Origin of the sequence: Microbulbifer thermotolerans (assembly GCF_900112305.1) — a bacterium.
GTDB classification, from domain to species: Bacteria; Pseudomonadota; Gammaproteobacteria; order Pseudomonadales; family Cellvibrionaceae; genus Microbulbifer; species Microbulbifer thermotolerans.
Map to the genome: position 1 here is coordinate 283709 of NZ_FOKT01000005.1, position 20735 is coordinate 304443.

General features: G+C 58.0%; 18 protein-coding genes. 11 read left to right on the forward strand and 7 right to left on the reverse strand.

Annotation, left to right across the window (positions count from 1 at the left end):
* Positions 1-105: 105 nt before the first annotated feature.
* Positions 106-1383, reverse strand: coding sequence for an efflux RND transporter periplasmic adaptor subunit (locus tag BM155_RS09960; RefSeq protein ID WP_074902883.1), 1278 nt, complete (start codon positions 1381-1383; stop codon positions 106-108).
* A gap of 303 nt (positions 1384-1686) precedes the next feature.
* On the opposite strand from BM155_RS09960, the gene BM155_RS09965 reads away from it, so the two are divergent.
* A complete protein-coding gene (locus tag BM155_RS09965) occupies positions 1687-3192 on the forward strand; it encodes a SulP family inorganic anion transporter (protein WP_067155079.1) in 1506 nt (501 codons plus the stop codon).
* Positions 3192-4106 carry a universal stress protein gene (locus BM155_RS09970; RefSeq protein ID WP_082817517.1) on the forward strand — a complete coding sequence of 305 codons (915 nt, stop codon included), beginning with the start codon at positions 3192-3194 and terminating at the stop codon, positions 4104-4106. Before BM155_RS09965 ends, BM155_RS09970 begins: the two co-directional genes overlap by 1 nt.
* Positions 4107-4351: 245 nt before the next feature.
* On the opposite strand, the gene BM155_RS09975 is transcribed toward BM155_RS09970, so the two are convergent.
* Positions 4352-6016: an aminotransferase class V-fold PLP-dependent enzyme gene (locus tag BM155_RS09975; protein ID WP_074902885.1), complete on the reverse strand. Its 1665-nt coding sequence runs from the start codon at positions 6014-6016 to the stop codon at positions 4352-4354.
* 175 nt (positions 6017-6191) lie between these two features.
* Here BM155_RS09975 and BM155_RS09980 point away from each other — a divergent pair, with 175 nt between their 5' ends.
* On the forward strand, positions 6192-6665 hold the full coding sequence (locus BM155_RS09980) for an Lrp/AsnC family transcriptional regulator (protein WP_067155073.1): 474 nt from the start codon (positions 6192-6194) through the stop codon (positions 6663-6665).
* A 262-nt stretch (positions 6666-6927) separates the two neighbouring features.
* Here BM155_RS09980 and BM155_RS09985 read toward each other — a convergent pair whose 3' ends face one another.
* The 3 genes from BM155_RS09985 to BM155_RS09995 all read right to left on the reverse strand — a co-directional run bounded on the left by BM155_RS09985 (position 6928) and on the right by BM155_RS09995 (position 8770).
* Positions 6928-7638: a DUF2238 domain-containing protein gene (locus BM155_RS09985; protein WP_067155070.1), complete on the reverse strand. Its 711-nt coding sequence runs from the start codon at positions 7636-7638 to the stop codon at positions 6928-6930.
* An 11-nt stretch (positions 7639-7649) separates the two neighbouring features.
* Positions 7650-8222: a MiaE family protein gene (locus BM155_RS09990; protein WP_074902889.1), complete on the reverse strand. Its 573-nt coding sequence runs from the start codon at positions 8220-8222 to the stop codon at positions 7650-7652.
* A 119-nt stretch (positions 8223-8341) separates the two neighbouring features.
* Positions 8342-8770 (reverse strand): acyl-CoA thioesterase, encoded by a 429-nt coding sequence (locus BM155_RS09995; protein WP_067155064.1) that lies wholly within the window; start codon positions 8768-8770, stop codon positions 8342-8344.
* A 350-nt stretch (positions 8771-9120) separates the two neighbouring features.
* Between BM155_RS09995 and fabV the strand changes: the two genes are divergently transcribed.
* The 8 genes from fabV (at position 9121) to BM155_RS10035 (ending at position 16906) form a co-directional block, all read left to right on the forward strand.
* Positions 9121-10299 (forward strand): enoyl-ACP reductase FabV, encoded by a 1179-nt coding sequence (fabV, locus tag BM155_RS10000; protein ID WP_074902891.1) that lies wholly within the window; start codon positions 9121-9123, stop codon positions 10297-10299.
* Between the two features lie 169 nt (positions 10300-10468).
* A complete protein-coding gene (locus tag BM155_RS10005) occupies positions 10469-11512 on the forward strand; it encodes an NADP(H)-dependent aldo-keto reductase (protein WP_074902893.1) in 1044 nt (347 codons plus the stop codon).
* A gap of 80 nt (positions 11513-11592) precedes the next feature.
* On the forward strand, positions 11593-11826 hold the full coding sequence (locus BM155_RS10010; RefSeq protein ID WP_067155055.1) for a DUF2789 domain-containing protein: 234 nt from the start codon (positions 11593-11595) through the stop codon (positions 11824-11826).
* A gap of 160 nt (positions 11827-11986) precedes the next feature.
* Positions 11987-12952, forward strand: a complete 966-nt coding sequence (lpxL, locus tag BM155_RS10015) for an LpxL/LpxP family Kdo(2)-lipid IV(A) lauroyl/palmitoleoyl acyltransferase (protein WP_074902895.1) — start codon at positions 11987-11989, stop codon at positions 12950-12952.
* Positions 12953-13137: 185 nt separating this feature from the next.
* Complete coding sequence (gene dapA / locus BM155_RS10020; RefSeq protein ID WP_074902897.1) at positions 13138-14013, forward strand: 4-hydroxy-tetrahydrodipicolinate synthase; 876 nt, start codon at positions 13138-13140, stop codon at positions 14011-14013.
* A gap of 34 nt (positions 14014-14047) precedes the next feature.
* Positions 14048-15223: an NlpB/DapX family lipoprotein gene (locus tag BM155_RS10025; RefSeq protein WP_067155046.1), complete on the forward strand. Its 1176-nt coding sequence runs from the start codon at positions 14048-14050 to the stop codon at positions 15221-15223.
* Positions 15223-15993: an MBL fold metallo-hydrolase gene (locus BM155_RS10030; RefSeq protein ID WP_074902899.1), complete on the forward strand. Its 771-nt coding sequence runs from the start codon at positions 15223-15225 to the stop codon at positions 15991-15993. Before BM155_RS10025 ends, BM155_RS10030 begins: the two co-directional genes overlap by 1 nt.
* An 85-nt stretch (positions 15994-16078) precedes the next feature.
* Positions 16079-16906, forward strand: a complete 828-nt coding sequence (locus BM155_RS10035; RefSeq protein WP_067155039.1) for a sulfite exporter TauE/SafE family protein — start codon at positions 16079-16081, stop codon at positions 16904-16906.
* Between the two features lie 390 nt (positions 16907-17296).
* Here the strand turns inward: BM155_RS10035 and BM155_RS10040 are convergent, their stop codons facing one another.
* Together BM155_RS10040 and BM155_RS10045 are read right to left on the reverse strand one after the other, a co-directional pair.
* Complete coding sequence (locus tag BM155_RS10040; RefSeq protein ID WP_074902901.1) at positions 17297-17986, reverse strand: LexA family protein; 690 nt, start codon at positions 17984-17986, stop codon at positions 17297-17299.
* 858 nt (positions 17987-18844) lie between these two features.
* Entirely contained in the window at positions 18845-20629 is a 1785-nt protein-coding gene (locus BM155_RS10045; RefSeq protein WP_074902903.1) for a peptide MFS transporter, read from the reverse strand.
* Positions 20630-20735 lie beyond the last annotated feature (106 nt).

Genomic DNA, 20735 nt, shown 5'->3' on the forward strand with positions numbered 1-20735 from the left:
GTTTCGAATATCTTTAGGCTGTTTTGGGGTGGGCAAAACTCTGCGTGCCCATACTTCGAATCTTTCTTTGCCGGAGCCAGCGGGTGGTCTCCTGCTGTTCTGCCTTTATTCCTTCAGTGCAACCAGTTGTGCGTTTTCCAGTTCATCTGCGGCGGAGATGATGATCCGGTCGCCCACATTGAGGCCGGACACGATTTCCACTTGGTTAAGGCCCAGTGCTCCTATCTGGATCGGTACCCGCTCTGCTTGCTGTTCACCGTTTAGACGGAAGGCGTAGCGGCCACCGCTTTGATCGAGGAAGCTGCCGCGCTTGACCAGCATCACGTCTTCGCGATTTTCCAGTAGGATGCGTGCGGTCAGACGCAGGTTCTGGCGCAGATTCTGGGGCTGTCCGTCGGTGAAGCGCACGCGAGCTTGAACTTGTCCATTGATGACTTCCGGGGAAATCGCGGTGATCTCGCCGGGCAGTTTTTTACCGCCGAGGTTGATTTCCACTGCCATATTCAGGCCCAGGTCATCGGCGTAGTTTTCCGGTACCGCGGCTTCCAGTTCGAAGCTGGTGAGGTCTACTACGGTGATCAGCGGAGCGTTGGCGGTTACGGCACTGCGCTGGGCTACCGCCAGGCTGCCGATGGTGCCGTCCACTGGTGACAGAATTTTCAGGTCGCGCACACGGCGCTCGAGCTCTTTCACTTGCAATTTTTGCTGCGAGACCTGTAGCTCCAGGGTGCGGGTTTCGAAAGTCAGGGCTTCTTTTTCAAGCTCGGCATTTTGTACAGCCTGTTGGTATTCAAGTTCGGCACGCGCCAGCTCATCGCGCGTTTTTTCGAAGTCCAGGCGGGCGATGATCTGCTTTTCCATGGAAATTTCCGCGCGCTTGAGTTCCCGTTCGGCGGCGGTGAGATTTACTTTGGCCAGATCTGCCTTCTGGCGGTTTTCCAGCTGCTGGCGCTTGGCCTGGATTTTTTGCCGCTCCAGCTCCACGCTCAGTTTGTTGAGCAGGGCTTTCTCCTGAGCCAGCTGATTAGACATCTCTGGGCTATCCACCTCCGCCAGCAGCTGGCCCTGGGTGACGGTATCACCGGCCTTAACCGCGAACTTGACGATACCCTGGGCCGGGCTGAACAGGGTGGGGCTGTTGGCGGCGACTACCTTGCCTTGAACAACCAGGTCGCGGATTAGGTCACCGCGCTCTACCTGGGCGATGTTGATGCGGGATAAGGCCAGGGTGCTGTCTACCGCGCCGGTTGCGAACCAGGCTCTGGCTCCCCAGGCCAGAAAGATAAGCGCGATGCCCGCGGCGGCGGTTTTCAGGACCTTGGGGTTTTTCCACGCCGGGACGGTGGCGATTTGTACGTCCTGTCCGGAGGTGTCTCTGATCATTGTGGTTTCCCGTTCCTCGGTGTTTTGTGCCGGCGCTGTGCTTTAGGCATGTGATGCGCTGGCGATCGAATTTGGATGCGGGATATCGGCCCCGCTCACAACGTGTAGGGCAAGGGCCGTGCCAGTTTTTATTTGTTTTGTAACTTATTGAAAAATAAGGAGAATTTTATTTCTTCCCGAGGATGGTCCGGCCTGAGGGTGTCCGCTTAAAGTGTCCGCTGTCCGCCAGGACGCGGCCGGACAGCGGGGGGTATTTGTGGTAGAGTGCGCGCCCTTTTTTCGCCAACTCCCTAGCTGTTGTCTATGTTGTTTCCTTCGTTGTTTACTTCGACCAAAGCCGACTGGTTCGGCAATATACGTCGCGATGTACTTGCAGGCCTAGTGGTGGCACTGGCACTCATTCCCGAGGCCATCGCCTTTTCCATTATCGCCGGGGTGGACCCGCGGGTCGGCCTCTACGCCTCATTCTGTATCGCAGTGGTCATCGCTTTCGTCGGCGGGCGCCCGGGCATGATCTCCGCGGCCACCGGCGCCATGGCCCTGCTGATGGTGACCCTGGTGAAAGAGCACGGCCTGCAGTACCTGCTGGCGGCGACACTGTTGACCGGGGTACTACAGATAATCGCCGGCTATCTTAAGCTGGGTAGCCTGATGAGCTTTGTCTCGCGAGCGGTGGTGACCGGTTTTGTGAATGCGCTGGCGATCCTTATTTTTATGGCGCAGTTGCCGGAGCTCACCGATGTAACCTGGCATGTTTACGCGATGACTGCCGCCGGCCTCGCCGTTATTTATCTGTTCCCGCGAGTTCCGGTAGTCGGCAAGATTCTGCCATCGCCGCTGGTGTGTATATTGCTGTTGACGGCGGTCTCGGTAAGCCTGGGACTGGATATTCGTACGGTCGGCGATATGGGTGAACTGCCCGATACACTGCCGGTCTTCCTCTGGCCGGATGTGCCATTGAACCTTGAGACATTGCAGATCATCTTCCCTTATTCCGCTGGCCTGGCGGTGGTGGGACTGCTGGAATCTCTGATGACGGCCACTATTGTCGATGACCTGACTGACACCCCCAGCGATAAAAACCGCGAATGTAAGGGGCAGGGCATCGCTAATATCGCCTCCGGCTTGCTGGGCGGCATGGCAGGCTGTGCGATGATCGGACAGTCGGTAATCAATGTAAAATCCGGCGGGCGTGGGCGTTTATCCACTCTGGTGGCTGGCGTTGGCCTGTTGACACTGGTGGTTTTCCTCAGTGATTGGGTGGCGGTGATCCCCATGGCCGCGCTGGTGGCAGTCATGATCATGGTATCCATCGGTACCTTTAACTGGGAGTCCATCCGCAATTTGCAGCGCCATCCGCTGTCCACCAACCTGGTTATGCTGGCGACAGTGGCTGTTGTAGTCTGGACCCATAACCTGGCCTATGGTGTATTTGTCGGCGTGCTGCTGGCTTCGCTATTCTTCGCCAACAAGGTGAGCCACTTTATGTATGTGGATAGTGAGCTGGACGAAGCGGAGAGCTGTCGCACCTACCGAGTGGTGGGGCAGGTGTTCTTCAACTCAGCCGATAAGTTTGTTGCCGCCTTTGATTTCAAAGAGGTGGTGGATAAAGTGGTGATCGACCTGAGCCGCGCGCATTTTTGGGATATCTCTGCGGTGCATGCGCTGGACAAGGTGGTGGTGAAGTTCCGCCGCGAGGGCGCCCTGGTGGAGGCTGTGGGGCTGAACGAAGCCAGCGAAACCATTGTCGACCGCTTCGGCGTACACGATAAGCCGGAAGAAATTGAACGGGTCCTGGGAGGCCACTGATGACCGTCAAATCAAACGACAATAACAATACCGAGGTCAACGGCAGTAGCCGGTCGGCCCGGGACGAGGCGGTAGTGCTCGCCTGTATCGATGGTTCCCACTACACGGGAGCGGTTTGCGACTACGCGGCTTGGATCTCGGTGGCGACCGGCGCGCCGCTGAAATTGTTGCACAATATTGAGCGCGGCAATGTACCTGCGGTGGCGGATCTCACCGGCAGCATCGGTCTCGGCAGCCAGGAGGAGCTGCTGGAAGAACTGACCGCGCTGGAGCAGCAGCGCGCGCGACTGATGGTGCAGCAGGGTAAATTGATGTTACAGGCGGCCAGCGAACGCGCCGGTCAGTATGGCGTGCAGGAGGTCACCAGCTGTCAGCGCCACGACAGCCTGAGCGAATCCCTGATTGAACTGGAAGATCACATCCGTGTACTGGTATTGGGGATTCGCGGCGAGGAGCACAGCGGCACGGAGCAGGGGCTGGGGACGCACCTGGAAACTGTAGTGCGTTCACTGCACAAGCCGATTCTGGTGGTGAATAAAGAGTTCCGCAGCCCCCGCCGCATTATGCTTGCCTACGACGGCAGCGAAGGCGCGCGCAAGGCGCTGGCGATGGTGTGCGAAAGCCCGCTATTCCGCGGGCTGTCCTGCCATTTGGTGCATGTGGGCCCGGCTGAGACCGCCGAAGGGCTTTTGGCGGAGGCCAGTATGCAGTTGGATCAGGCGGGGCTGGAGGTGAACGCCAGTCGCCTCGACGGTAGAACAGTGGCCGCGCTGACCGCATACCAGGCCGAGCACAAAATCGATCTGACGGTGATGGGTGCCTTCAGCCACAACCGGTTGCGGGATCTCCTGCTGGGCAGTATCACCGCCAAAATGCTGCTCAGCACTCAACAGCCGCTCCTTCTGCTGAGGTAATCCGTACGGAGTAATACCCAGAATCGCTGATTACGTCTTTAAGCGTGCTGTAGTTGGTTGCGGGGGTGCTCAGGCAATGGGGAGGACATTTCGAAAACGCACGAGTAGGTCCCTATAGCTCCGCCGGATACTTCCCTGTATCTGGCGGTTTCGAAATGTTCATTCCATTAACTGAGCATCTCATTTGGCCTCGCAACCTCGCTATCACCAGGAAGCGAATGAATCCGCGGCGCCCTGGCTCCATCCTAAAGGGCGATTTCCTGGGGCAGTACAAACCAGCGTAATTTCTCCACTTCCTCGGGCAGCTTCAGGGCGTACCGTTCGCCCTGCCGGTGTTCCCGGCGAAGCTCTTCTTCTGCTTCTGCGAGACAGGCCGCCAGTGCGTGTTCCACCTTGTCGCTACTGCCTTCGTCCGGGCCGAGATTAAGAAAATCCAGCTGGGAGAGGCTCGTTGTATTCGGTTGTGTATCCTGAAAACGCCAGATGCCGCGCTCGGTGTCGAAACGGTAGTAAGGCAGCAGACGCCAACCGTATTCCGCCACCAGTTCCACCGCCCGAACCAGGTACTCGAAGGTGTCCTCGTCGATAAAATAATTGAAATTCAAGCGTACCCAGCCCGGCCGTAACACCATATGACCTTGCACTAGCTGCGCTTCCAGTGCCTTGCTGTAGGCCATGTCCATGCGCAACAGATGGTGCCCGTAGGGACCCGCACAGGAGCAGCCGCCGCGGGCCTGGATACCAAAGAGGTCGTTGAGCAGCGCCGTCACAAATCCGTAGTGCAGGTCTTTGCCCCGATGCTTGAAACGCAGCGAGGCGATGGCGAGTCGGGGAGCGGTTGGATTACCCAGAATTTCGATATTGTCGCAGTGGGACCAGCGCGCCAGGGCGCGGCGGATAAAGTCTGTTTCGCGTTTTTCGATTTCGCCGGTGCCCACTTGCCGTTGCAGCTTGAAAACCAGCCCGGCGCGGATCGATTCGATAATGGCCGGGGTGCCGCCCTCCTCGCGGCGCTCGCTATCGTCCAGATAGCGGTGGTCCTGCGGCGTCACATAGAGCACTGTGCCGCCGCCGGGTAGCGCGGGAATAGTGTTTTTTAACAGTTTGTCGCGGACAATCAACAGGCCCGGCGTGCCCGGGCCGCCGATAAATTTATGCGGCGAAATAAATACCGCGTCCTTGCCGCTGTCGCCAGCGACATCCTGCTCACCGGTCATATCAATCGCCGTGTAGGGCGCCGCTGCGGCGTAGTCCCAGAAGGCGAGTGCGCCGTGGCGGTGCAGCAGCCGTGTTACCCTGTCCACATCCGTCTTTATGCCAGTGACATTGGAAGCGGCGGAGAAACTGCCGATCTTCAGCGGGCGGTCGGTGTGGGCGCGGAGCTCGGATTCCAGTGCGTCGAGATCGAGGGTGTCGTCCGGGTTCAGGGGGATGCGCACTACCTCGGCGATGCTCTCCCGCCACGGGAGCTCGTTTGAATGGTGTTCATAGGCGCCGACAAAGACCACAGGGCGCTCGCGGGGCGGTATTTGCTCGTGCAGTTTGTACTTCCGCATTAGGTCTGCCGGCAGGCGCAGGTTGAGTATATCGATCAGCTTGTGGACGGCGGCGGTAGCGCCGGCACCACAGAAGATTACCTTGTGTTCTGGTCCCGCATTGACCGCGCGCTTGATTTCCCTGCGCGCCTCTTCCCGAAGCCTTGTGGTATGTGCGCCGGTAAAGGAGGTCTCCGTGTGTGTATTGGCATAGAAGGGAAGCACCTGTGCGCGGATAAAATCCTCGATAAACCCCAGTGCGCGCCCGGAGGCGGTGTAGTCGGCATAGACAAGTGGTTTCAGGCCGAAAGGGGTCCGGATAGATGCCCGGCCGCCGATGATGGATTCACGGATGCGTTTTATCAGATGGTTCATGTTTCACTTTTCCGATTTGCCGTGCATGCGGACTCTACTCTGAAAAGGGAGGAACAATGTTTCCATCTGGTTTCATCAATGCCCTGTTTGCGATATTCCGTTTCATCTAAAATAAAAAAACGAAACGTTGGACCGATTTGTGGCCAACTTTGTGAACCTTAAGTGGAAATGGGCTATGGCGGGGCATAAATTGACCAGCTGCGATCGGCAGATTCTGGATTTGCTGCAGCGGAACGCGACGCTATCTGTCGGCGATATTGCCGAGCGGGTGGGGATTTCCAAATCCGCCTGCTGGCGGCGCATCCACAGGCTGGAAGAGGAGGGGGTGATCCGCGAGCGGGTGACGTTGCTGAACCAGGACAAAGTGAACCTGCCGTTGACGGTCTATATCGTAATCCGCACCAATCGGCACAACGATCAGTGGGCGGCGCAGTTCAATGAGGTGGTGCAGGGTATTGCGGAAATATTGGAAGTGCACCGTATGAGTGGCGATGTAGATTATCTGATTAAAGCGGTGGTGACAGACATGCCCGGTTACGACCGCCTTTATAAAGAATTGATCAAGGCGGATTTATTTGATGTGAGTTCCAGCTTTGTGATGGAAACCATGAAGCAGACCACCCGCTTGCCGCTGAACTATATCGCTTAGGGAACCTCTGATTAATTCGCGTGAACACTATGGTAGGTTCCGGGGCGCTCAGGCAATAGGCTGGCCATTTCGAAAATGCACGAGTACTTCCCTGTAGCTCCGACGGATACCTCCTTGTATCCGACGGTTTCGAAATGGCCAGCCTATCTCCTGAGCTTCTCATCTGGCTCCAAAGAGTTTATACGTCAGGAAGTGAATTAATCAGAGGTTCCTTAGGGGCTTCTTTTATGTGCGCTAGTGCGGCTTTGGAATCCATTACTTGTCAGTGATCGCGCTTGTTACGCAACCATTGGGCCAGTACCGCCTCGCCCAGTATGCGGTCGGATCCGGGTATCCGCAGACTGTTACGTATTTCGCTCCAGGCCCGGGAGTTTAGCCAGAGATTCAGTGCCAATACGATCAGCATGGCGATAATCGCTCCCATTCCCGCCAATAACATATCTTTCTGCGCGTCCCAGATATCCCCCTGGGAGCCGAGAAAAGCCAGGCCCAATTCTGGCGACACAGTATCGGCGGCCAGCCACTCAATAATTTCGTAGATGGAGGACAGCGCAAAGGTGACATCCACCGGGAAGAAATAGGCCCAGAAGCCCCGCAACCCGGCGAGGCGGATCAGTACTTCCCGCACCGGATAGGCGAGTAGAAGCCCGAAGCAGAAATGCACCAGGCGGTCGTACATATTGCGTTCCGCGCCGCTCCAGGCCCGCAGTGTCTCGCCAAAGGGCACTTCGGCATAGGTGTAGTGGGAGCCGATGACGTGCAGGCACATAAACAGCGTGATCAGGGTGTAGGAGACCTTGGACAGGCGGAAGGCGCGGGCGCTAATCAGAATTATCGGAACAAAAATAAAGACCAGATAATTTTCCAGCAGCCAGTCGTCCGGGTGTAAAGGCTCCCAGGCGGCCCAGCACCAAGTGAGCGCGAACAAACCCAAAAGAAACAGGTGGTAGCCGTTATAGCGGGGTTTTGTCATGGCCATCTCTCTTAGTGCAGTGCGGCGCGGTGTGGCAGAGCGGCGGTGATTTCCGCCTCGGCGTCGAGCAGTTGGTCGAGCCGTGAATCAACCTCGCTGCGCGGGAAATACTGCAGCGCCAGTTCTACAAACAATTCGTGATGACGGGCCTCACTCTCTGTAATGGTGCGGTAGAAAGTTTTCAATTGGCCCGAGGGGAGGGCATCCGCGACCAGACCGAAGCGTTCACATCCCCGGGCTTCGATAATACCGCCGGTCAAGAGCCGGTCCAGCAGGTAATGTTCGGGGCCGCGCCGGATGAGTTTGCGCAGGTTGTTGATATAGGGATCTTTTTCGTCCGGCGCCTGGTATATGCCGCGCTCGTGCATGATCTTGACCACCTGGCGGAAGTGGTTCATTTCCTCCAGGGCAAGATTGACCATCGACTCCACCAGCAGCGGCTTATCCGGGTAGTGGGAGAACATGGATACCGCCATGCCCGAGGCTTTTTTCTCGGCGGCGGCGTGATCCTGTAAAAAGCGGTCGAAGTCGGCCAGTACCGGCTCTGTCCAGGTGGTGGGCGTTGTGAACCTGAGTTGAAACATGGTTGGCGGCGGTTGCTTATAGAGAGATGATTATACCGCCGCCGCAATGAAGCCCAAGACATTATTATCCGAGCGCCCCGAAGCAACAGGAGCGCTTGTGCGGGGAATTCAGTGGGCGCTCAACTGGCCATCCGCTGTTCCCGCAGTTCCAGTTCGCGCTGTGTTGCCTGGTGTGCCTCTTCTAGTGTCATTCCCGCCTTCTTGTGTGGGGTGGGGTTTCCCTCTGCGTCCAGGGCTACGAAAACGATGCGTTCCACTTGCAGTATCAGGGCGCGGGTCTGTTTGTTGCGCACCTCGCAGCGTATGGTCAGAGAGGTGCGGCCTATATCCACCACTTCGAAGCCAAATTCCACCACGTCACCACAGAAGGCGGAGCTGACAAAGTCAATTTCCGACATCAGTTTGGTAACTACTATGGGGGTGCCCATCTGGCATCCGGCGAAGATGGCTGCCTCCTCATCTATCCACGCCAGTAACTGCCCGCCAAACAGTCTTTGTGCCGGGTTGAGATCACCGGGTTTTACGAAGTGACGTGAGTAGTATTTCATTGCGAACCTCGCTGTTGCCATTGGTTCCGGATTACGCCGCTTGTCCAAGCGGCCTCAACTTACAATTTGCATACAGCCAATCTGCATACAGCGTGCCAAGACGGAGTGGCCCGGCAGTGCCAATTTGGCGCCCATCGCTCCTTCCGTGCTGTACCGGGAGACCGCACTGGCCAAACCGCGCCCCCGAATAGGGCGGGGCGGAGGATCTGGCCGAGGAAATGGAGATTCTGGACAGCGCCGAGGGCCACCCGGGTGCTCGGCTATGGGACTCAACGCGCGATGCCATTAGAATGAGCGGCCAGTGTGACCGAACAACCACGATTCCCAGATCAGAGGGGGAACAGAAAGGCATGATCATTCAGCCGAAAGTACGCGGATTTATCTGTACCAACGCCCATCCGCAGGGCTGTGCCGCCAATGTGCGCGAGCAGATCGAGTATATTCAATCTCAACCGGCCATCTCCGGTGGCCCCAAGAATGTGCTGGTGGTGGGTGCCTCCACCGGTTACGGCCTGGCCTCCCGCATCACCGCGGCTTTCGGCTGCGGGGCCAAGACGCTAGGGGTTTTCTTCGAAAAACCGCCGACGGAAAAGCGCACGGCATCCGCGGGCTACTACAATGCCGCCGCTTTCGAGCAAGAGGCACACAAGGCGGGCCTCTACGCCAAGAGTATCAATGGCGACGCCTTCTCCGATGAGGTCAAGGCTCAGGCTATAGAGATGATTAAGGCCGATATGGGCCAGGTGGATCTGGTGATTTACAGTCTGGCTTCACCCCGCCGCAAGGACCCGAAAACCGGCGAGCTCTACAGCTCTGTGCTCAAGCCGATCGGCAAGCCCTACACGGCCAAGAACCTCAATACCGACAAGCTGGAAATCTCCGATATCACCTTGGAGCCCGCCAGTGAGGAAGAAACCGAGGCAACGGTTAAGGTCATGGGGGGCGAGGACTGGGAGTTGTGGATGAACGCTCTCAGCGAGGCCGGGGTGCTGGCGGATGGCTGCAAGACCGTCGCCTACACCTATATTGGCGAAAAGCTTACCTGGCCCATTTACGGTCACGCCACTATCGGCAAAGCAAAGGAAGATCTGGACCGCGCCGCCGGCGCCATTACCGCGAGCGGTGTTGCCGATGCCCATGTGGCCGTATTGAAGGCGCTGGTGACCCAATCCAGCTCCGCAATCCCCGTAATGCCCCTGTATATCTCTCTGGTATACAAGGTGATGAAGGAAGAGGGAACCCACGAGGGCTGTATTGAGCAGCTGTACCGCCTCTATACAGAAGGCCTCTACACCGACAGCCCGCGCCTGGATGAGGCAAATCGATACCGCATGGACGACAGGGAGTTGCGCCCGGAAATCCAGGCTGAGATCGAGAGGCTGTGGCCGGAGGTGACGGCGGAAAACCTGTTCGAGCTGACTGACTTCAAGGGCTACCAGGAAGACTTCCTGAAACTCTTTGGTTTCGGTATCGACGGTATTGATTACGACGCGGATATCAGCCCGATCGTCGAGGCGGATTTCCAGTAATTGAGCCGGTAAGTCCCGAGGCCCGGCGCGCAGGCCCCGCGGTTACAGGCCGCGGGGTGAAGCTGCGGGCGGGGCCGCTCAATGAGTATACTTTCCAGGAGCCTGCCAGCTTGCATGCGGTTCAGGGAGAGGGCCGCATTATCTATCCTTTGATATGCAGGAGCCTTCCATGAAGTACCGCCGGCTGGGCCAAACCGACCTCAAAGTCAGTCAGATTTGCCTGGGCACCATGACCTATGGTGAGCAGAACACCGAGGCCGAGGCATTTGAGCAACTGGATTACGCCCTGGATCAAGGGGTCAACTTTATAGACTGCGCCGAGATGTACCCGGTGCCTCCGCGCCCGGAGACCCAGGGGCGCACAGAGGAATACATCGGGAACTGGCTGGCGGCGCGGGGTAACCGCGACAAAGTCATACTGGCCACAAAAGTGGCCGGGCGGGGCGAAATCAATTCCGGTGTAAACCATATCCGGGGCGGTCCGCGTCTCAGCCGGGAACAGGTCCTCGAAGCTTGTGACGGCTCCCTAAAGCGCCTGCGCACCGATTACATCGACCTCTACCAGATACACTGGCCCGAGCGTCGCACAAATATTTTCGGCCGCCGCAGTTACGAGCACAGTTGTGACTATGGCATCGCCATTGCCGAAACCCTGGATGCCTTGGAAGCGCTGATCAAGGCGGGCAAGGTGCGCCATATCGGTATCTCCAATGAGACGCCCTGGGGCATGCATCACTATCTGTGGCTGGCAGCCCACGATGGCAAGCCGCGCATTGCCTCCATACAGAACCCGTATAATCTGCTCAACCGCATTTTTGAAATCGGCTGCGCGGAAATGGCAATACGCGAGCAGTGCGGCCTGCTCGCCTACTCACCCTTGGCGTTTGGTGTCCTCTCCGGTAAATACCTGGGCCGACGTTGGCCCGAGGGCGCGCGTTTGACGCTATTTCCGCGCTTCCAGCGCTATACCAACGAGCGCGCGCTGCAGGCTACCGAAACATATGTCAAGATAGCGCGGCAACACGGTCTGGACCCGGCCCAGATGGCTCTGGCTTTCGTTAATCAGCAGCCTTTTGTCACATCCAATATTATCGGCGCCACCACTATGGAGCAGCTGAAAAGCAACATCGCCAGTATTGACGTGCGGCTGAGTGATGATCTGCTGACGGCGATCGAGTCCGTCTATGCGATGAACCCCAACCCCGCGCCCTGACAGTGGTGACAGGTGGAGGGTATGGCTGTAATGATATTTATTGCCGCCCAAGGCGGCCCGTTCAAATCCAGGGAGTGAATATGGAAACCACTGGCTATCACAATCTAAAGGATCTTTTCGCTCAATTGGGCATGGACTCCGAGGACGCTGCCATTGAGGCTTTCCTGGAGCGCCACCGGTTGCGCGACCAGGAGCAGCTTTCCGATGCGCATTTCTGGTCGGAAGAGCAGCGACGCTTCCTGAAGGAGGCGATACTTGCTGATGCCGATTGGTGTGAGGCGGTGGACGAACTGGACACCCGCTTGCGCCGCTGAACGGCTGTTGACACCTACTCGTTGAGTCGCCCCGGTTCAAGCTTGCCTCAGATCCGGGGGTAGCGCTGCTCTGCCCGCCTATCCATAACAAGCCCCCTGCCGCTATAATGCGCCGCTTTCGACCTGCGGCGGACAGCCGCGCTCCAGAATAATCGTTCCGATGGAAAAACCCCGATTCCGCGCGGCGTTGCTGTATCCGCGCTACTGGCCCACTTGGCTATTGTTCGGCTTCTGGTTCCTCGTCGCCCAGTTACCCTACCGCTGGCAACTCGGGCTGGGGCGGGTGCTGGGGCGGCTGATGCTGCGCCTTGCCCCCGCACGCCGCACTATCGCCGAACGCAACCTGGCGCTCTGTTTGCCCGAATTGTCCGCCGCTGAGCGGGCGGACTTGTTGCGGCGCAACTTCGAGTCCAACGGTATTGCCCTGATGGAAACCGGTATGGCCTGGTTCCGCTCATCCAGGTGGCTGCGCAAGCGTTTCACTATCGAGGGATTGGAATATCTGCGCGAGCCCCAGTCCCGCGGCCAGGGAGTGGTGCTGATGGCGATGCATTTCACCACGCTGGAATTGGGTGCTGCGTTTATGGCCATGTGCCATAAAGTGGACGGTATGTACCGACCGCACAAGAACCCGGTCTACGATTATATGCAGCGCAAGGGGCGCGAGCGCCACGGAGAGGATTCCGAGGTCTATCAGCGCAAGGATGTACGCGGCATGCTGCGCGCGCTCAAACGCGGTCGCGCGGTATGGTACGCGCCGGATCAGGATTACGGTATTAAACAAGGCGTTTTCGCACCGCTGTTCGGGATTCCCGCAGCAACGGTGACGGGGACTTCGCGCTTTGCCCGTGTCGGCCGCGCCCTGGTGGTGCCCTATACGACCACACGGGTCGATGACGGCTGCGGGTACCGGGTCAAAATCTACCCGCCGATCGAGGAAATCCCCTCCGGCGACGAACTGAAGGATGCAATTCTGGTCAATCAGTTTGTCGAGGCGCGTATCCGGGAGAACCCGACGCAGTACATGTGGGTGCACCGGCGCTTCAAAACCCGCCCGGAGGGCGAGCCGAATGTTTATGAGGGTGTCCGCAAGAAGAAAAAAAAGCGCAGAAAGAATCGCCGCTGACAGGGGGCTTTACCCCATCGGCGACGCTGATCGCGGGGCGCGAATTGCCCCGCTCGAGCCAATTGAAGGGCGCTAGTGGCCGGGTGGCGAGGGCTGGTATCCACGGGGCGCCCTCAGTAACATACCGGTGTCATTTTTGGGCAGCCATCTCCCTAGGGGATGGGGATGTGAAATAAGGAGTTAGGATGTTTTCCGGCAGTATGGTGGCGTTGGCTACCCCAATGTATGCAGACGGCAGCCTGGACTGGGACAGCCTGCACAACTTGGTGGAATGGCATATTGAACAGGGCACCCGAGCCCTGGTTGCCGTGGGTACCACGGGAGAATCCGCGACCCTCGATGTGGGCGAGCACATAGAGGTGATCCGGCGCGTGGTGGATCAGGTGGCGGGACGCATCCCGGTAATTGCCGGCACCGGCGCCAACTCTACATCCGAAGCCATTGAACTCACGGAGGCGGCCGCCAAGTGCGGTGCCGATGCGTGCCTGCTGGTCACCCCCTACTACAACAAGCCCACGCAGGAGGGGCTTTTCCAACACTACAAAGCCATCGCCAAGGCGGTATCCATACCGCAAATTCTCTACAACGTGCCCGGACGCACCGCAGTGGATCTGCTGCCGGACACGGTCAGGCGCCTGGCGCCGATTGCCAATATCGTCGGCGTCAAGGAGGCGACCGGTGACCTCGAGCGGGCCCGCGAGCTACTGGATACACTGCCGATGAAATTTGCCGTCTATTCGGGGGACGATGCGACCGCGATGGAGCTGATGTTGATGGGCGGCCACGGCAATATCAGTGTTACCGCCAATGTTGCACCGGCGGCGGTGGCGCAGATGTGCGAGGCGGCAATGGCTGGCGACGCCGATACGGCCCGCGCCATCGATCAGCGTATCCGCATACTGCACGAAGTGCTGTTTTTGGAGTCCAACCCGATACCCGTGAAATGGGCGCTGCGGGAAATGGGACGAATCGATGGCGGTATCCGCCTGCCGCTTACCAGCCTCTCCCCGGAGCACCACGCGACAGTGCGCGAGGCGCTGCGCAGCGCGGGTGTTCTCTAGCCCGCGACACACAAAATCAGTTAGGAAACAGATAATGACAAGATTGACCGCCGGAGCCGTTCTCTGTATCGCCGGTTTCGCACTGACTGGCTGTGGCCTGTTCGGCAGCGAAGGGTATTTCCGCGACCGCAGTGACGACTATCAGCGCGCCGCCAGCCTGCCGCCGCTCCAACTGCCCGAGGGGGTCACAGCCAAACACCAGGAAGAGCTGTACGAGATACCACACATCGCCAGTGCCGAGCCCCTGCAGGGTGAATTCGAGGTGCCGCGTCCGCAACCCCTGTCATCCAATGTCGGCCTGGACCGGGTCAAGATACAGAAACTCGGTAACCGGCGCTGGGTACTGGTCTCGCTGCCACCTGCCGAGGTCTGGCCACAATTGCACTATTTCCTGCGCTCATCCGGCCTGCAACTTGAAGTGTCCGATGCCAGTGCCGGTATTCTGGAGACGGCCTGGCTGCAGTTCGAGAACAGTCCAGATACCAAGGACAAATACCGCTTGCAGGTGGAGTCCGGGGTACAGCCAGATACCACCGAGGTTCATGTACGCCACCTGTCGGTGCCTGCCGATGCTCCGGTTGGAGGCAGTGTCAACTGGCCTGAGCGCTCCACCAGTCCCGAGCGCGAAGGTTGGATGATCGATGAAATGTCTACCGCGCTGGCGACTGAGTCCACCGGTGCGGCCGCTTCCCTGGTGGCCCAGGCCATCGGTGGCACCACCGTCAAGGTTCAGCTCCAGGAGCCCGCCGGGCGCGAACCCTATATTTCCATGAACCTGGCCATGGACCGCGCCTGGGCGACTGTGGCCCACGCCCTCAGCTCCGGCGCCTACCGCTTGCACCAGGAGGACGCCGCCGTCGGTATCTTCTACGTTACCTACGACGAGGACCGCGAATTGTCCGATGAGGATGAAGGCGGCTGGTTTTCCTGGGGCAGCAAGGGCGAGGACAAACAGGCTGAAGCCGCAGAACAGGTGAGCCTGCAGCAGGTGCTGGCCAATATCGATCCGAACAGCGATGCCGAACCCGCACTGTTCGAGGGAATTGAAGGCCTCGGTGGCGCGCCGGCCGCCGAGTACCCCGGGTATCTTGTCGTGCTGCGGGGCGCTAATGAACAGATAGAAGTCCGGGTCCGCAATACCCGGGGGCAGCAGCTGTCCCGCGCCAAGGCGGCACAGCTGCTGATGGCCATCCGCCAGAACCTGATTTAATGAGCCTGCGTTTCGCTTCACTGGGAAGCGGCAGCAAGGGCAACGGCACCCTGGTCGCCAGTGGCGGCCACTGTCTGCTGGTGGACTGCGGCTTTACCATCAAGGAAACCGAGCGGCGCATGGCGCGGCTCGGGGTTTCTCCCGCGGACCTGTCCGCAATACTGGTGACCCACGAGCACAGCGATCATCTGTCCGGTGTGGCGCCGCTGGCGCGCAAGTATAAGTTACCCGTCTATTTGACCCCAGGAACCCTGCGTGCCCGCGATATCGGGGTGTTGCCCGAAGTACATTTGATTGAGGGCCACCAGCCGTTTGCCGTGGCAGATATCCAGGTCACTCCCGTGGCCGTTCCCCACGATGCCCGCGAGGCGGCGCAGTTTGTCTTCCGCTGCCGCGGCAGCAGTCTCGGGCTGTTGACGGACCTCGGCACTGTGACACCTCACGTCGAATCGCACTTTGGCGCCTGTGATGCCCTGGTGCTGGAAGCCAATCACGATCCCCGGATGTTGGCTCAAGGTCCCTATCCTCCATCTCTGAAGCGGCGTGTGGGCGGCGCCTATGGCCACCTGAGCAACCAACAGGCCGCCGGATTTCTTGAGCGCGTCGGCGCTGAGCAGCTGCAGTATCTGGTGGTGGCACATATCAGTGAAAAGAACAACACCTTGGAGCTGGCCCGAGAAGCCTTGGCCGAGGCTGCCGATAGCGTTGCCAACTGTCTCTTTGCTTGCCAGCAAAGGGGATTTGACTGGCTGCAGGTAGAACCGGACTGACCGGCGGCGTGGCCACCCCCTTTAATGCCCATCCGCTGCGCTTTATTACCGAAGGCCCGGTCTGGGCAACAGAAAGGAGCCCACAATGGAAACTCTATTGATCTACCTGATCGTTGGCGCCGTTGCCGGTACTATTGCCGGGCTTTTCGGCGTCGGCGGCGGTTTGATCATCGTGCCGGCACTGGTGCTCGTCTATACCGCCCTGGGAATCCCTGCTGAAATTCTCACTCATATGGCGGTGGCGACTTCACTGGCCACCATTGTTATCACCTCCCTCAGCTCCATTCGAACCCATCACCTCAAAGGCGCGGTGGACTGGCGTGTCTTTCTATCCATGACCCCGGGTATTCTCCTTGGCTCCTGGTTGGGCGGGGTGACTGCTCACTTGCTTCCAGGGGCTTGGCTTCAGCTGCTGATCGGCATTTTCGCGCTGGTGATTGCCGTCAGAATGTGGCGCGCTGGGCGGCGCCCCGCGACGCTGTTGGCAGATGGTGAAAAACTGCCGGGAGGCCCATTTCTGGCCGGTGTCGGCGGCGTGATCGGCTGGGCGTCCGCAATATTTGGTATTGGCGGCGGCTCCCTGACCGTGCCGTTCCTGACCCGCTGCCGTGTGCAGATGCAACGCGCTGTAGCCACTTCCGCCGCCTGTGGATTACCCATTGCTGTGGCCGGTGCCATCAGCTTTGCCGTACAGGGCTGGGGAGAGCCGCAACTGCCGGCCTGGAGCAGTGGCTATATCTACTGGCCCGCTTTTTTCGGCATAGTCGTTGCCAGCACTCCCTTTGCCCGCATTGGCGCTAATCTGGCGCACAGGATGTCGCCGCAACTGTTGAAGAACTGCTTCGCGGGGCTCTTGTGTGTGATTGGGGCTCGGTTTATTTGGTTGAATGCGGGCTTGGTACTCGGACATTGATCTTGTCGTCGATGGCGATGGAAAGAGGTGTGCCCGCGGTCAGGGATGGACTTGCCATTGGGGCAGGTCAGCGCCGATGAGGCCTTCTATTGCTCGTTTTCCATCATCGACTTCGGACCCGTCTTCAGCACCCTATATCGTTAGGGAACCTCTGATTAAGTCACTTTCTGGTGGCAGAGGCGCTTCGGGGGCGGATGTGAAGCTCAGGTGATAGGACGTACATTTCGAAACCGTCGGATACAGGGATGTATCCGTCGGAGCTACAGGGAAGTACTCGTGCGTTTTCGAAATGTACGTCCTATTGCCTGAGCGCCCCGGAAGCTACCAAAGTGTCCACGCGAATTAATCAGAGGTTCCTTAGTTTGATTCAAGTGTCTGCAAAGGGTAGCGCTAGAGATCAATTTCCACTTTTTTAGCCACACCGATAATACGGCAGTTATCGCTAATAGGAATTGGGGTATAGGCGGGATTCAAGGATTTTAAGTATTTGTTAGGGCCGTCGATGATCAGCTTCTTGAGCGTGGCTTCCACGGCATCGGCCAACTTGGCGACAACGATGGAGCCGTTACTATAGGAAGCGTCCGGGTCCACAATTACCACTGAGCCTTCAGGGATAGACAGGCCCGTCAGTGAGGTCATCGAGTCGCCCTGGACACACAACGCGAATGCGTGCGGGCCCACACGGGCGGTAGTGTCACGCCATTTCTCGGCATCGCCTAGCTGGAAGGTATCGGCGATCTCTTCCCATTCTCCCGCTTGGACCCAATTGATCACCGGCACTGAAGTCGAGAGGCGAGGCCTGGATTCCAGGCTGTTATTGAATTCTTCCATTACTTGCCAGGTGTGATGCGCCGAGGGATGGAATGGACGCATATTCCCTTTGCCGAGGCTGAGCCATTCAGGGTTCAAGTCAAGAGCTCGGCAAGCGCGAATCAGACTGGCATGCGAAAGCCCTTTTGATATGCCTAGTTCGACTTGGCTAATCGCAGACTTTGTCACCCCCATATGTTGGGCTAGTTGCTGCTGGGTCAGCTTCGCCTCTTTTCTCGCCAGTCTCAGGCGCTCACCAATCGTTTTCATGTTTAGGAATCTAAACTCTTTGGGGTAAACAATGCTTGATTTAAAGAGGTTTAGATTGCTAAACTCTCTGCATGGGGTTTTTAGCGAAACATCATTAAAAAAGAACTCTTGGATAGTCGTATGGAGCTCGCACCTCCTTTGTAAAGTCGCAAGAGAGCACTTTGCAGCCGCCTGACTTTGCTGTCGCCTGATAGTGGTTCGTAAAACTGCGTAGGCATGTTTTGTAATACCAGGCGTGCGCGAAATCCTTCCAGACAAGGGGGCCTGGGCTGTATGGAAAGGGGTACGCGGAGTCTGAGAAGGTTTTGGCAACAGGGGCTATGCCGGAAGAGTCATTTATCAATTCTAGTAGGGCGAGTTGGGATCGTCCGGGCCTATCCATGAATACACAATGCGGGTGCTAGATAAGCGGTACAAGCGCGTGCATTAGACACATATCTTCTCACAGGGTGATTAATGATGGCGCGCCAGTATGGGCGCCTCACTTTTTTAGGGAACCTCTGATTAATTCGCGTGAACGCTTTGGTTAGTTCCGTGGCGCTCAGGCAATAGGATGGCCATTTCGAAAACGCACGAGTACTTCCCTGTAGCTCCGACGGATACATCCCTATATCCGACGGTTTCGAAATGGCCATCCTATCACCTGAGCTTCTCATCTAGCTCCAAAGAATTTTTACCGTCAGGAAGCGAATTAATCAGAGGTTCCTTAGGCCTGGGAAACAGGTCACCATTTGGCAGAGGTGAGAGCGAAGGGTGCTGTCCGCGGCCGGGAACGGCCTGGGAATGGCGCCCCTGTTGAGCCCTAAACAAAAAGGCCGCTGTTTTCACAGCGGCCTTTGCGTTATGTGTTCGCTGTAATCAGCGGATACCGCACATGCCTTTTTTCAGCAGCGGTGACAGCAGGATCATCAGCGCGCCGACCCCAAGTCCCCACCACATCAGATACTCATACAGATTGGTGTAGGTGGCCAGAGTAGAGGCCAGGTCGCCGGTGCCATCCTGGTCGAGAGCCGCCATTTTGCCGATCCGGGTGGCCACGGTTTCCGACAGGGCGGTGGCCAGGAACCAGGTGCCCATGCTCACGCTGACCACCTTGCCGATTGACAGTTTGGTCACCGCGGACAGGCCCACCGGTGACAGACAAAGTTCCCCGGTAGTGTGCAGTAGATAGGCCAGCACCAGCCAGATCATGGCGACTTTGCCCGCCTCGGTGGGGAAGGCCGCACCGAGAACCAGAGCGCCGAAGCCCAGGCCCGCCTGGATAATACCTAGGCCGAACTTGACCGGTGTGCTGGGCTCCCAGCCGCGCTTGCCCAGCCATACCCACAAAGTGGCGAAGGGAATCGCCAGCAGCATGATAAAGCCCGCGTTGAGAGAACCGAACATGGATGCGCGGATTTCGCTATTGCCCACAGAGCGGTCCAGGACCCTGTCTGCATAAAGGGTCATGGAGCCGGCAGATTGTTCAAACAGCGCCCAGAAGACGATAGTGGAAGTAATCAGCACCATCAGCACCACAGTGCGGGAAAATTCTTCGCTGTAGTGGCGCCTGAAACCGTAGACGATAAAGGCCACCAGCCCCAGCAGCATGGCGCCCAGCCAGATGTCGACATCGGTAAACGCCCATACCAGTCCCAGCGCCGCCGTGAGTACCGCGAGGCCGATGGCGAGCATGTCTTTACCCTTGCTGTCGTTGTACAGCATGGAGTACAAGATCAGGCCAACGATCGCGACAATCAGCAGGCTGTTTTGCGCCAAGTGGACCACCGGCTCACTCTGCACCAGGAACCATACCAGTGCCAGGGAGGCAATACCGCCCAGGTAGACGGCCCACTCCTTGTTGATCGGCCCCAGGGCTTTTTGTTTCAGCACTTCCGGACGGCTCGGCTCCGCCAGGCCATTCAGATATTTCTGGCCCCAGATAAAAGTAATCAGCCCGAAAAGCATGCCGATACCCGCGAGCCCAAAGCCGTATCCCCAGCCGTAAGTCTCGCCCAGCCAACCACACAGCAGAGTAGCGACAAAGGAGCCGATATTAATGCCCATATAGAAAATGGTGAAACCCGCATCGCGGCGTGGGTCATTTTTCGCATAAAGCTGACCGACGATGGTGGAGATATTCGGCTTCAGGAAACCCACGCCTACGGTGATTAGCGCCAAAGCCATAAAGAACACTTTCAGCGCCACAACATCCTGTATGACCACATCGTTGGCAAGGGTGGTGCCAGCGGCGATTACGGTACCGTCATTTAGGGTTATGGCCTCACTGAGTACAGTCCCGGCTGCATAGGAGACCGCTTGGTGCCCCTCAACGGCCATCAGCAAATGTCCCAGGCACAGCAGTATGCCGCCGAAAAGCACCGCTTTGCGCATTCCCAAATAGCGGTCTGCCAACAGGCCACCTATGAGTGGCAGGGCGTAGACCAGGCCCGCGTAGGCACCGAGTACATCGTAGCCGGCACTGTCGGTGAACAGGTGGTACTTGGTGAGATAAAGGAGGAGCAGGTACTTCATACCGTAGAAGGAGAAGCGCTCCCACAGCTCGGTGGCAAAGCAGATATAGAGCCCTTTCGGGTGGCCGAGCAGCTCGCCCGAACCGGCAGTGGTGGCCGCCGAAGTGGCGTCCGCGACATTCGAAGACATTAGCAGACCCTCTGTCTGTAATTGTTATATGAACCTCTGGAGCAGAGTTTTCACCACAAAGCTAGCGAGTGTAACAGTTGGTCGCTAAACGTGCGAATGGTTACAG

What these genes read in the sequence shown, in the direction of transcription:
- BM155_RS09960 (WP_074902883.1), bottom strand. Translation starts at nt 1,383, where the DNA reads ATGATCAGAGACACCTCCGGACAGGACGTACAAATCGCCACCGTCCCG.
- BM155_RS09965 (WP_067155079.1), top strand. Translation starts at nt 1,687, where the DNA reads ATGTTGTTTCCTTCGTTGTTTACTTCGACCAAAGCCGACTGGTTCGGC.
- BM155_RS09970 (WP_082817517.1), top strand. Translation starts at nt 3,192, where the DNA reads ATGACCGTCAAATCAAACGACAATAACAATACCGAGGTCAACGGCAGT.
- BM155_RS09975 (WP_074902885.1), bottom strand. Translation starts at nt 6,016, where the DNA reads ATGAACCATCTGATAAAACGCATCCGTGAATCCATCATCGGCGGCCGG.
- BM155_RS09980 (WP_067155073.1), top strand. Translation starts at nt 6,192, where the DNA reads ATGGCGGGGCATAAATTGACCAGCTGCGATCGGCAGATTCTGGATTTG.
- BM155_RS09985 (WP_067155070.1), bottom strand. Translation starts at nt 7,638, where the DNA reads ATGACAAAACCCCGCTATAACGGCTACCACCTGTTTCTTTTGGGTTTG.
- BM155_RS09990 (WP_074902889.1), bottom strand. Translation starts at nt 8,222, where the DNA reads ATGTTTCAACTCAGGTTCACAACGCCCACCACCTGGACAGAGCCGGTA.
- BM155_RS09995 (WP_067155064.1), bottom strand. Translation starts at nt 8,770, where the DNA reads ATGAAATACTACTCACGTCACTTCGTAAAACCCGGTGATCTCAACCCG.
- fabV (WP_074902891.1), top strand. Translation starts at nt 9,121, where the DNA reads ATGATCATTCAGCCGAAAGTACGCGGATTTATCTGTACCAACGCCCAT.
- BM155_RS10005 (WP_074902893.1), top strand. Translation starts at nt 10,469, where the DNA reads ATGAAGTACCGCCGGCTGGGCCAAACCGACCTCAAAGTCAGTCAGATT.
- BM155_RS10010 (WP_067155055.1), top strand. Translation starts at nt 11,593, where the DNA reads ATGGAAACCACTGGCTATCACAATCTAAAGGATCTTTTCGCTCAATTG.
- lpxL (WP_074902895.1), top strand. Translation starts at nt 11,987, where the DNA reads ATGGAAAAACCCCGATTCCGCGCGGCGTTGCTGTATCCGCGCTACTGG.
- dapA (WP_074902897.1), top strand. Translation starts at nt 13,138, where the DNA reads ATGTTTTCCGGCAGTATGGTGGCGTTGGCTACCCCAATGTATGCAGAC.
- BM155_RS10025 (WP_067155046.1), top strand. Translation starts at nt 14,048, where the DNA reads ATGACAAGATTGACCGCCGGAGCCGTTCTCTGTATCGCCGGTTTCGCA.
- BM155_RS10030 (WP_074902899.1), top strand. Translation starts at nt 15,223, where the DNA reads ATGAGCCTGCGTTTCGCTTCACTGGGAAGCGGCAGCAAGGGCAACGGC.
- BM155_RS10035 (WP_067155039.1), top strand. Translation starts at nt 16,079, where the DNA reads ATGGAAACTCTATTGATCTACCTGATCGTTGGCGCCGTTGCCGGTACT.
- BM155_RS10040 (WP_074902901.1), bottom strand. Translation starts at nt 17,986, where the DNA reads ATGAAAACGATTGGTGAGCGCCTGAGACTGGCGAGAAAAGAGGCGAAG.
- BM155_RS10045 (WP_074902903.1), bottom strand. Translation starts at nt 20,629, where the DNA reads ATGTCTTCGAATGTCGCGGACGCCACTTCGGCGGCCACCACTGCCGGT.